This window comes from candidate division WOR-3 bacterium (assembly GCA_039802205.1).
In the GTDB taxonomy this organism is placed as follows: Bacteria; Hydrothermota; Tepidihabitantia; order SM23-42; family JAOAFX01; genus JAOAFX01.
On record JBDRWD010000026.1, the window covers coordinates 20,790 to 31,401 of the forward strand.

Genomic DNA, 10,612 nt, shown 5'->3' on the forward strand with positions numbered 1-10,612 from the left:
TCCGGTCAAGGATATAATGCACTGGAGATCTCTTTAATTTTTGTCAAATTATTTTATGCGCGCTGGATTATTAGAGGTAGCCGCACCCTTCGGGGTGCGAAATACCCTAAGATTTAAAAACATTTATCCGCAGGCTAAAGCCTGCGCCTACCATTTTGCCGGTTACCACCCGACGACTTCAGGTTGGTATTTTTTATTTTTGCAAGGCTAAAGCTTGCCCTGCGAGAGAAGATCGGCCCTAACCTTCTCTGAAACTGAAATTACTAGAATTTTATTTACCCGCAGGTTTATTCTCTATAAAAATTTGGAGAGGATTCAGCTTAAAAACCTATTGAAAAGAGTGCAAAAATGGATATAATTCTGTAAAAAAGGAGCGAAAATGAAAAAATTCTTCCTTATAATATTGATCAGCACTGCCTTCATCCAGGCTCGGGGTATAAAAAGATACGGGTCGTTGGTTGAACTTGCACCAAAGGCAAGTTTTTATGTGAGCAACGATGCTTATTTCGGGATTGGTGGCGAATGTGTGGTCAACCCCCTTAGACAGATGGGTTTGAGATTCACCTTTACCGAAGCCGTTTTTGGAAACGGAACACGTTTCTACCTTAATTCTGAAGGATGGGAAGGTAGCGGATTTTCGCTGGATGGAATCTTCTATATCCCAATGACGGAGTTTGAACCTTATGTCCACGGCGGATTAGGATTTAATGTTTATGATTTACCGGGACCGGCGGGCAGCCATACCTTCTTCGTTTTCCGATTTGGTATGGGATTTAATTATTTTTTGAACTTAAAGACGAAGTTGTTTGGAGAACCTGGTATCATCATATACGATGTAGAAAATACCGAGACGATGTTCAGATTTTCCATGGGTATCCGTTTTGGAGTGTTTTAGAAAACATGCTTGATGAAGTAATTATCTCCAGGGCGATAATTGAGACTTACCTCAAAGACCTTCTAAATTACATCGACTCAGAGGTAATCATCGGGGGTGGAGGACCTTCAGGCTTGTGCGCGGGTTATTACTTGTCAAAGAAGGGTATTAAGACAGTCCTTTTTGAGAGCGGATTGAAGCTCGGCGGTGGCATGCCGGGTGGTGGGATGATGTTCAATAAAATTGTGGTGCAAAAACAAGGACTGGAAATTCTGGAGGAGTTTGGGATAAGATATAAGGAATATGAAAAGGGATATTATGTTGCGGACTCTCTGGAGGCTACAGCCTGCCTTGTGGACCGGGCTTTGAAGCAGGGTTTGAAGGTCTTCAATCTGATTAGGATTGAGGATGTTGTGATAAAAGAGGATCGTGTTTGCGGAGTGGTGGTCAACTGGACGAGTGTAGAGATGGCAAAACTCCATATCGATCCTCTGACATTCAAAACCAAAGCGGTAGTTGATGCAACGGGCCATCCATGTGAGATCGTGCATATTGTGGAGAAAAAAAGTGGCGGAAGGCTTTTGACTACCTCGGGTAAAATTGAAGGCGAGAAGTCAATGTGGGCTGAGGTTGCCGAAAGTATGACCTTAAAAAACACGCGTGAGGTCTATCCTGGTCTTTTTGTCTGTGGCATGGCGGCAAATGCCGTTTTCGGTGGACCTCGGATGGGTCCCATATTTGGGGGGATGCTGTTGTCCGGCAGGAAGGTGGCAGAAATATTAATAAAGAAACTGAGATAGAAAGAAGTTCAGTCGCTTTAAAGATTATCTCCAACCTTAGAAATAAGTTTTTCAAAGCGATAAGGATTTACCGCCAAAATTTAAGACTCATCTCCCGCAATTGCTGGTTATTCATCACTGGCACTTTCTTTATGGGAATGGGTTTTTCAGGCTTCATGCTCTTATTTAATCTCTATCTGAAGAGCGTAAGCCTCGGCGAAAGTCTTATTGGAAATATTATCACCGCCAGCACCGCAGGGACATTGCTCATGGCAATACCGGCATCCATAATCATCGAGCGCTACTCGATCAAGAAAATTTTGCTTTTATCAACACCAGGTGCCTTGATATGCTATTTTATTCAGGTTTCCACCCACCAGTATGGGCTTCTCCTTGGAGCAAGTTTCTGTTCGGGGATTGCCATGGTATTTTTCCAGGTAGCGGCCGCTCCATTTTTTATGCGGAATTCCACACCTCAGGAGCGACCGTATCTGTTCAGTTTAAACTTTGCCGCGGCGTTGATTGCCGGAATAATCGGCAGTCTTTTGGGTGGAGTGCTCCCAGGTATGATTGAAAGGCATGGGCTTGCTGGTGAACTGACCTATCGTTATACTCTGTATCTCTTCGGGGGTATGGTGATGATTGCTTTCATTCCTTATTTGATGCTTACAGAAAAGATGGGAATTCGAATTGATCGATCACCCCTAAAGATTGCCTTCAGGAGCAGCAGGTCGATTATTATAAAGTTATTTCTTCCTAACCTGGTTACCGGTCTCGGAGCCGGGCTGAGCATTCCCTTTATGAATCTTTATTTTAAAAACCACCTCCAGGTATCGACGCACGAGATCGGGATATATTTCAGTCTCTCCCAATCATTAATGATCACAGGACTTTTACTCGCCCCCCTCATTGCGGAAAAGATTGGTAAGATAAAAACCGTTTTTTATTCCCAGCTTTTTTCTATCCCCTTTTTACTCTTGATGGGTATAACCCGTGACATCACCCTGGCAGTGGTATCATTTCTGGTCCGGGCAGCACTGATGAACATGGCACAGCCTCTGTTCACCAATTTTGCCATGGAAAAGGTTCACAAAGAAGAACAGACCTTCACCAATGCCCTTTTAATCATCGCCTGGACTGCGGGCCGGGGATTGAGCGCGAGTATCGGTGGATTATTGATTGAAAAACTTTCTTCATATGCCCCGCCTTTTTTTACCACAGGGTTTCTCTACCTCGTCTCCAGTATCCTTTTATTTGTTTTCTTTCGCTAACTTGATGAGATCTAACTGCTGGATGAGGATGCCACAGATGATTAGTAATAACCCGAGAACAGTGGATAATGATATCACCTCTCCAACGGTCAGTCGGATTACGAGCAATGAGAGAAAGGGTACCAGATAAACCAAGATGGTTATTCGGGCTGTGGTGGAGGAAAGACTCAAGGCCTTAAGCCAGAAATAAAAAGCCACTCCCATTTCAAAGATACCAATATATATTCCACCGATGATTCCATAAAGATGGGGCACAAAATTTTGTTTTGAAAATATCATCAAAAAGAGGATAAAGATTGTGCCGAAGATAAAATTAGAAAATAATGCAATCACCGGTTCACGGACTTCCTGTAGATTTAATACCCAGTAAAATGCCCATACAAAGGCACTGGCTAAGGCCAGAAAGACACCTAAGGGACTGGAAAAATTGAGGGTGGTGAATTTCCCCTGGGTGGAGATAATCACAACCCCGGAAAAACTGATGAAGAGGGCAAGAAAACTCTTCAGCCCGATTTTTTGTCTCAGGAGCAACGCTGAAAGAAAAGTCAGGACTATTGCCCAAGTCTGGTTTAAAGGTTGGGCTTGCTGGGCTGGAAGTAATGAATAAGCCTTGAATAAGATCAGATAATACAAAAATGGATTCAAAAAACCCAATAGGAGATGGCTGGTCCAGAAGATTTTGAAATACCGCCGAAATTCGTTGATACGTTTTTCCATGACTAAAATGATAAAGAGGGCACATAATGAGGTGAGGGATGCCCAGAAAACGAGCTGGATGTTATTCACAAAACGGAGGGTGATTTTAAATGCCGAGGCGACAGTAGCCCAGAAAAGGATGACGATAAAGGCGAAAAGATAGGCTTTTTTCTGATTATCCACAGCGTGTTATTTTACTAAAATTAAAGAAGATATCAAGGGTTGGAAGACCGAGCCTATTTAGATAAGTCCCCACCTTGACATTCTAACTATTTTCCGTATACTTGTCCTAAGGAGGCTTTAAATGAATTTAGGCTGGCAGGAGATTCTGCTGATATTGCTCATTGTGCTTCTTCTTTTTGGCGCGCGGAAGATTCCGGAATTGGCAAGAAGTTTGGGAAGAGGAGTGCGAGAATTTAAGAGAGGTCTCCACGAGATAGAGAATTCCGAGAGCACAGAGGGTGAAAAGAAAGGAAGAGAAGAGGAAGATTGATTTTGTAAAATTTTGCCGGAGAGGTGTCCGAGTGGCCCAAGGAGCACGACTGGAAATCGTGTTTCCGCCGAAAGGCGGAACGCGGGTTCGAATCCCGCCCTCTCCGTATTTGATTTTAAGAAAGGAGGAACATGTATTATAATGGTGGGAAAATATTTTTGATTTCGTTTCTTGTCTCCCTTATTACTTCAGTGGTTGTCTGCCTTGTGTTCTTCTTTATTTTACCGGTGAGTAAAACAGGCGAAGTCGTCATTCCGGATTTTACCGGATCCACACCTGAGCAAGCGCGGGTGATTGCCGAGACCCGTGGATTATTACTTGTGGTGGGAGGGGAAGAAGAGAGTGAAAAATTTGCGGAGAATCAGATCTGTCGGCAGACCCCCTTACCGGGTTCGATAGTCCGGAATAAATCGAGCGTTACCGTTTTTATCTCCAAAGGTTCAGCGAATGTAATAATACCGGATTTAAAAGGACTGGGTTTGAGCGAGGCGACATTAAGATTGAATGAATTAGGCTTGCGGATCGGTGAGATCAAAACCGAAGAGCATGCAACCGTTGATAAAGATAAAATAATCACTACTCAGCCCGCACCGGGGATGCGGGCGAAAAAGGGTGATGCCATCACCATTATTTTGAGCGGTGGTGCGGAGACGGTTGAAGTGCCCCGGGTCATTGGTCGGGCCTATGCCACTGCCAAAAGAATAATCGAAGAGAAAGGATTTGTTGTCGGAAGTGTTAGTTATGAGGTGAGCACCGAGTTTGATGTGGGGATAGTTATGGCGCAGAATCCCAGGGCAGGGACGAAGGCGAAAAAGGGGTCAAAGATAGATCTGACCGTGGCAACCGTCCTTGACCAGTGAAACGGTTCCTGCGCTATTTAATAATCGTTCTCATCTTCTTCGCCATTGGACTGTTACTGGCGAACTTTTTATTGATGCCGGTGCTTGTCCGCCGGGGTGAAGAAATTTTTGTTCCCAATGTCTGTAATATGCCACTCGATTCAGCAACCGCCCTTCTCAAAAAAGAAGGATTGCAACCGGTAATCGGGGAACGGCGCTATGACCCGATCATTGAAGAAGGGCGGGTGATTATCCAGGAGCCACTGCCGGATACAAGGGTGAAAAAAGGGAGAATAATCAACCTTTCTGTCAGCCTGGGTCCGGAGAAAGTAGTGGTGCCGGTGCTCATTGGCTTGGATCTCGCACGTGCCCAGCAGATACTGGAAAGAGTTGGGCTAATTGTAAAAGAAATTGATTCCCTCTATTCTGATTCCATTGCCACCGGGAGGATTATCCGGACCATTCCTGAACCCGAAACGGAGTTAAAAAAGGGCGATGAGATAAAAATCATTGTCAGCAAAGGGATTTTATTAAAAACACCAAATTTAATCGGACTGAAACTCGATTCCGCAAAGGTGTTGATAAATAAAACTGGTTTGATTCTTGGTTCGGTGACTGAGATTGAGGGAACCGGTGAGAAGGGGACAATTATTGTTCAGAATCCCCAGCCGGACCAGTTGGTTGATAAAGGGGATACCATCAATCTCATGGTGGTGAAATGAAAATCGCTCCTTCCATAATTGCTGCGGATTTTACAAGGTTGAAGTTGGAGATAAAAAAAGTGGAAAAAGCCGGAGCGGATTTAATTCATCTTGATATCATGGATGGGGTATTTGTGCCTAACATCACCTTTGGACCGATGATTGTGGAGGCAATAAATAATCTCACCGCTCTTGAACTGGATGCCCATCTGATGATTGTCCATCCGGAAAAATATTTTCAGCGCTTTATTGAAGCAGGTGCGGATTGGATTTCTTTTCATATTGAGACCGTATCCGATGTAAAAAAGAGCATAAAGATGATTAAGAGTAAAAGATGTCGGGTGGGAATTGCCCTCAATCCCGAGACACCTTTAACCCGGGTACTGAAATTTATTGAGGAGCTTGATTATCTTTTGATAATGAGCGTCAATCCCGGGTTTTATGGACAAAAATTTAGACCTGAGGTTTTGAAGAAAATTTCAAGGGCGCGGGATTACATAGATAAAAAAAGATTCAAATGTTTGATTCAAGTGGACGGGGGGATTAATGGCGAGAATGCCGGCGATATTAGACGTGCTGGTGCAGATATTCTGGTGGCTGGTGCGGGAATTTTTAAGACAGGCGATTATAAAAAAGCAATAAGAGATCTGCGATGTTCCAAAATCTGACCGATAAATTTCAGATCTTCAAAAGAAAGGTTTTTGGATACGGCAGGATTACCAGGATTGAAATCGATGCCTTACTAAAAGACTTGCGGATTACCTTGCTGGAAGCAGATGTTCATTATCAGGTGGTAAAGGAGTTCATTGATAATGTAAATAAAAAGGCATTGAACCAGAGCCTTGACAAACGGCTTAATCCAGGAGAAGTGATCATGAAGATTGTTTTCGAAGAACTGGTAGAATTGCTGGGAAAGAATCCCCACACTTTCAACTTTAAAAACACCGGTCCGACGATAGTAAGTCTTTTGGGACTCCAGGGTGTGGGTAAAACGACGACTGCGGCCAAGATTGCATATCGATTTCGGAACCGCAAAGTGCTGCTCGTGCCTGCCGATGCAAAAAGGCCGGCAGCCGTGGAGCAACTGACTCAGTTGGGGAGAAGAAATAACCTTCCGGTCTTCCCTTTGCAAAATGGCGACCCGCTCCGGACCGTCCAGGAGGCAAAAATGACTGCGGAAAAAGAAGGTTACGGTTTGATGATTATTGATACCGCGGGTAGACTGCACATTGATGAGGAGCTCGTTGCTGAATTAATTCAGATTCATAATGCGGTTAAACCCGATTATAAAATTCTGGTCGCCGATGGGATGACCGGACAGGATGCGGTAAATCAGGCGAAGACATTTAAAGAGAAGGTCGGACTTGATGGGGTGATTTTGACCAAACTTGATGGTGATGCCCGGGGTGGTGCAGCATTGTCAATTGCCCGGGTTACAGGAGTTCCTTTATACTTTATTGGAATAAGTGAAAACATTGAGGGTCTGGAAGAATTCTATCCGGAAAGGATTGCCCAGAGAATTCTGGGCATGGGCGATGTAGTAAGTCTGGTAGAAAAAGTAAAATCCATTGAAAAAGAAGTTGACCAGGCAAAAATCCAGAAAAAGATTGCTCACGGTGATTTGAACCTTGCTGATTTTCTGGAGCAGATGCGGGCGATAAAGAAATTAGGACCGCTCTCCCAACTTGTCGGGATGCTTCCTGGGGTGAAGGAGAGCGACATCGACGAAAAGGAATTTAAAAAGATTGAAGCGATCATAAACTCCATGACCAAAAAGGAAAGAGAGCATCCGGAGATTATCGACGGTTCCCGGCGCCGGCGGATTGCCGCCGGGAGCGGAACGACCGTCGCCGAAGTTAACCAGTTGCTCAAACAATTCTTTTATGCCCGAGATTTATTGAAAAGAATGGCTCAGGGAAAATTGCCCGGTAAAATACCCTTCAGGTTTAGGTGAGATAATAAATGCAGGAATTATTAAAGACCCGTACTACATTGATAATTGCTCAACGGTTCCTGCTGGTAGATGTACGGTTCCAGCGATGCTAAATTAACCTGAGCAAAAAATAAAGGAGTGAGAGATGGCATTTCTAATTTTATTATCCATCTCTGCATCAGTGGGTCCGGTCAATGATACAATAATCATAAATGAGTGGTGGTATTTAGGACCATTCCCGGTGGGAGTACGGGAGGGCATCACCGGTTTGGAGTTCGCTTTACGCTCGCCCGATTTTCACCCCGATACGACCAAAAATTACTTCAGTTTTCTCGCACCAGGGGGAGTGATTAGATGGGGAAAAATCTCCACCCCTGATGAGCATGTGAAAGTGGAATATTCAGAAATACCCTGGGTGAGCATTCAAGAGTATTATGGTGTTGCTGGATTGATGAGCGCAAGTATTTTCTATGGGGTATTTGAGAGTAAGACGGAATGCACTGCCCTGGTAAGTGCCCAGGGTGTGGGTTCATTTATCTTAAATGGTCGCATTTATCCGGGCGATCTCTACCAGGATGGTTATGTTATGATACCGGTGATCCTCAATAAGGGGATAAACAAGGTGATATTAAAGCCCATGGGTTTTGGAGAACATTCTTTCACTTTTAAAATCTTCACCCATCCCCCTGCATTGCTCATCATCCACGACTTTACCCTACCCGATTTTATCCGTGGTGAGGCTTATAATGGTTATCTCGGGGTGCCGATTATGAATACTACAAATCAAATGTTGAATGACTTAAAGATTGAAATCGGCGGTGGAAAAATTTTGCGGACCGAGTACCACGGGATAAGACTCTTTCCCCAGACATTGCTTAAGGTTCCAGTTCCCCTCCAGACCGCAGGAGTAATTGAGGAAGGGGAGAGCATCCAGGTCCAGATTCAGGTAGGGAATGATGTAGTCCAAGCGTATGATTCAGTATGGATAAAGATAAAGAGACCGGACGAACCTTATGCCCGCACCTTTATCTCTCAAATAGACCATTCCTGTCAGTATTACAGCATCCTGCCGCCGAGAAATTTTATCCCTGAGTCTACTTATGCCCTCATAGTCTCCTGCCACGGTGCCGATGTTGAAGCCCGAAGGCAGATTCTGAGTTATGACGCGAAAGACTGGGCTTATATAGTAGCACCAACCAATCGACGGCGCTATGGCTTTGACTGGCAGGACTGGGGTGAACTCGATCTTTTTGAGGTCCTTGCGGATGCGAAAAAGAGTTTCAAGATTGATGAAAACCATGTATACCTCACTGGCCATTCGATGGGTGGTCACGGTGTCTGGCATATCGGTTTAGCCCATCCAGATTTATTTGCAGCGATTGCTCCGAGTGCCGGCTGGACAAATTTTTGGCTCTATCTTCCCTGGTTTTTACAACGGAGCGAAATCTTTGCCGAGCCCGAACTGTTGAAATTCCGGGATATGATTCTGAGAAAGGATAATCCATTGGTATTCTTAGAAAATGCCTTGAATCTGCCAATCTACATCCTCCATGGCGGCGCTGATGAGAATGTGCCGCCGGTGCATAGCCGGATGATGGCGCAATTCTTAAAAGAATTGAACTATGATTTCGTTTATAAAGAAATTCCTGGGCAGGTCCATTGGTGGGACATTGATTCCACACCCGGTATTGATTGTGTGGATTTAAAGGAGATGATGGATTTTTTAAAAACCAAAAAAAGAAATCCCTACCCGGATAGTATCATTTTTTACACCGCGGACATCCACCACGCAAATCGCGCCTATTGGCTGAGGATTGATGAACTGGAAAATAATCATCAGGATGGAAGGGTTAAAGCGAAAATTGTTAAGATTGCTGACCCTTACTCGCCACGGACCGATATTATCGTCACAATTCAGAATATCAGACGTTTTACCATCTTTCTTGACACCACATATCTTCAACCAGGAGCGGTGCGATTGGTGGTGAACGGGAAAGAAAAAGAAATAAAATTTAAACAGAGTTGCGCCCTAACTTTTGATTGGAAAAGTAATCGTGTCTGGGTTACCCGTTTTGAATACCATGATTGGACGCAAGAAAAATCAGTTTCGGGACCGATAAAACGGGTATATTTCAACCCCTTTATTCTGGTCTACGGCACAGCCGGTGATTCAATTGATACCGAAAACAATCTCCATCAGGCACGACTGCAGAGTTATACTTGGTGGCTGCGGGCGAATGGGCGTTGTGAGATCCTTCCCGATAGTGCGGTGACCGCAGAACATATCAAAAATTTCAATCTGATCTTATTCGGGAGTGCGCGTACCAATTTTCTGATCAAGAAGATAAACGATAAACTTCCGATAAATTTTTTTAGTTCGGGTGCGGATGGCGAGCGGATTGCAATCAACGGTAAGAGATTAAAGAATCCGGATTTATGCCTGATGGAAGTTTATCCTAATCCTTTGAATAGGCAAAAACTAATTCTTTTGTATTCGGCTACCACCAAGGCAGCCCAGCAATATATCGGTCTTTTCCCGGTGATTTATTCGGGTTCGGGACTGCCAGATTTCATCATCTGGGATGGGACAGCGGCTCAGAAGGGTTGGGCAGGGGTAGTCGCTTGTGGATTTTTTGATAACAATGGGGAGATTAAAAAAAAATAAATTCGCCCGTAACATGCGGACAATAAGCTGAGTCCTCTCTATATTTTTACAAGGAACGATGAAACTCATGGGGAAGATTTGTAAGGTTAATCAATGATTTAGCGTTAGATACTTTTGTAGGCAAGGCTTTCGCCTTGCATAAATAAAAAATGCCGACCTGAGATGGTAACCGGTAAAATGGTAGGTGCAGGCTTTAGCCTGCGCATAAATTTTTTAAATCCCAGGGTATCTGCATCTAATAATCAAGCGCATAAAAATTTGAGAAAATGGCTGAGTACTCCTCACTTTTTCCTCCCCCTTTGATGGGGGAGGATTAAGGTGGGGGTGATAAAAATGGATTTGTCTCTTGATTCTTTTTCAA

The 10,612-nt window shown here is 44.1% G+C and carries 10 protein-coding genes and 1 tRNA gene; 10 read left to right on the forward strand and 1 reads right to left on the reverse strand.

The genetic code is table 11. The features are described 5' to 3' along the window. Positions 1 to 379 precede the first annotated feature (379 nt). From ABIL39_06855 to ABIL39_06865, 3 genes are all read left to right on the forward strand, one after another. A complete protein-coding gene (locus ABIL39_06855; protein ID MEO0165839.1) occupies positions 380 to 895 on the forward strand; it encodes a hypothetical protein in 516 nt (171 codons plus the stop codon). A gap of 5 nt (positions 896 to 900) precedes the next feature. Next, positions 901 to 1,674, forward strand: a complete 774-nt coding sequence (locus ABIL39_06860) for a sulfide-dependent adenosine diphosphate thiazole synthase (GenBank protein ID MEO0165840.1) — start codon at positions 901 to 903, stop codon at positions 1,672 to 1,674. Between the two features lie 113 nt (positions 1,675 to 1,787). After that, positions 1,788 to 2,924, forward strand: a complete 1,137-nt coding sequence (locus ABIL39_06865; GenBank protein ID MEO0165841.1) for an MFS transporter — start codon at positions 1,788 to 1,790, stop codon at positions 2,922 to 2,924. On the opposite strand, the gene ABIL39_06870 is transcribed toward ABIL39_06865, so the two are convergent. Continuing rightward, positions 2,904 to 3,803 (reverse strand): DMT family transporter, encoded by a 900-nt coding sequence (locus ABIL39_06870; protein ID MEO0165842.1) that lies wholly within the window; start codon positions 3,801 to 3,803, stop codon positions 2,904 to 2,906. The genes ABIL39_06865 and ABIL39_06870 overlap by 21 nt on opposite strands. A 121-nt stretch (positions 3,804 to 3,924) precedes the next feature. Here ABIL39_06870 and ABIL39_06875 point away from each other — a divergent pair, with 121 nt between their 5' ends. The 7 genes from ABIL39_06875 (at position 3,925) to ABIL39_06905 (ending at position 10,251) form a co-directional block, all read left to right on the forward strand. Next, positions 3,925 to 4,113, forward strand: a complete 189-nt coding sequence (locus tag ABIL39_06875; GenBank protein ID MEO0165843.1) for a twin-arginine translocase TatA/TatE family subunit — start codon at positions 3,925 to 3,927, stop codon at positions 4,111 to 4,113. Between the two features lie 17 nt (positions 4,114 to 4,130). Further along, positions 4,131 to 4,219, forward strand: a tRNA-Ser gene (locus ABIL39_06880). 25 nt (positions 4,220 to 4,244) lie between these two features. Further along, positions 4,245 to 4,973 carry a PASTA domain-containing protein gene (locus ABIL39_06885; protein ID MEO0165844.1) on the forward strand — a complete coding sequence of 243 codons (729 nt, stop codon included), beginning with the start codon at positions 4,245 to 4,247 and terminating at the stop codon, positions 4,971 to 4,973. Continuing rightward, entirely contained in the window at positions 4,970 to 5,674 is a 705-nt protein-coding gene (locus tag ABIL39_06890; protein MEO0165845.1) for a PASTA domain-containing protein, read from the forward strand. Before ABIL39_06885 ends, ABIL39_06890 begins: the two co-directional genes overlap by 4 nt. Then, positions 5,671 to 6,321 (forward strand): ribulose-phosphate 3-epimerase, encoded by a 651-nt coding sequence (gene rpe / locus ABIL39_06895; GenBank protein MEO0165846.1) that lies wholly within the window; start codon positions 5,671 to 5,673, stop codon positions 6,319 to 6,321. Before ABIL39_06890 ends, rpe begins: the two co-directional genes overlap by 4 nt. Further along, positions 6,306 to 7,607: a signal recognition particle protein gene (gene ffh, locus ABIL39_06900; protein MEO0165847.1), complete on the forward strand. Its 1,302-nt coding sequence runs from the start codon at positions 6,306 to 6,308 to the stop codon at positions 7,605 to 7,607. Before rpe ends, ffh begins: the two co-directional genes overlap by 16 nt. Before the next feature lie 124 nt (positions 7,608 to 7,731). Continuing rightward, positions 7,732 to 10,251, forward strand: coding sequence for a prolyl oligopeptidase family serine peptidase (locus ABIL39_06905; GenBank protein MEO0165848.1), 2,520 nt, complete (start codon positions 7,732 to 7,734; stop codon positions 10,249 to 10,251). The last annotated feature ends 361 nt before the right edge of the window (positions 10,252 to 10,612 follow it).

What these genes read in the sequence shown, in the direction of transcription:
- ABIL39_06855 (MEO0165839.1), top strand. Translation starts at nt 380, where the DNA reads ATGAAAAAATTCTTCCTTATAATATTGATCAGCACTGCCTTCATCCAG.
- ABIL39_06860 (MEO0165840.1), top strand. Translation starts at nt 901, where the DNA reads ATGCTTGATGAAGTAATTATCTCCAGGGCGATAATTGAGACTTACCTC.
- ABIL39_06875 (MEO0165843.1), top strand. Translation starts at nt 3,925, where the DNA reads ATGAATTTAGGCTGGCAGGAGATTCTGCTGATATTGCTCATTGTGCTT.
- ABIL39_06885 (MEO0165844.1), top strand. Translation starts at nt 4,245, where the DNA reads ATGTATTATAATGGTGGGAAAATATTTTTGATTTCGTTTCTTGTCTCC.
- rpe (MEO0165846.1), top strand. Translation starts at nt 5,671, where the DNA reads ATGAAAATCGCTCCTTCCATAATTGCTGCGGATTTTACAAGGTTGAAG.
- ffh (MEO0165847.1), top strand. Translation starts at nt 6,306, where the DNA reads ATGTTCCAAAATCTGACCGATAAATTTCAGATCTTCAAAAGAAAGGTT.
- ABIL39_06905 (MEO0165848.1), top strand. Translation starts at nt 7,732, where the DNA reads ATGGCATTTCTAATTTTATTATCCATCTCTGCATCAGTGGGTCCGGTC.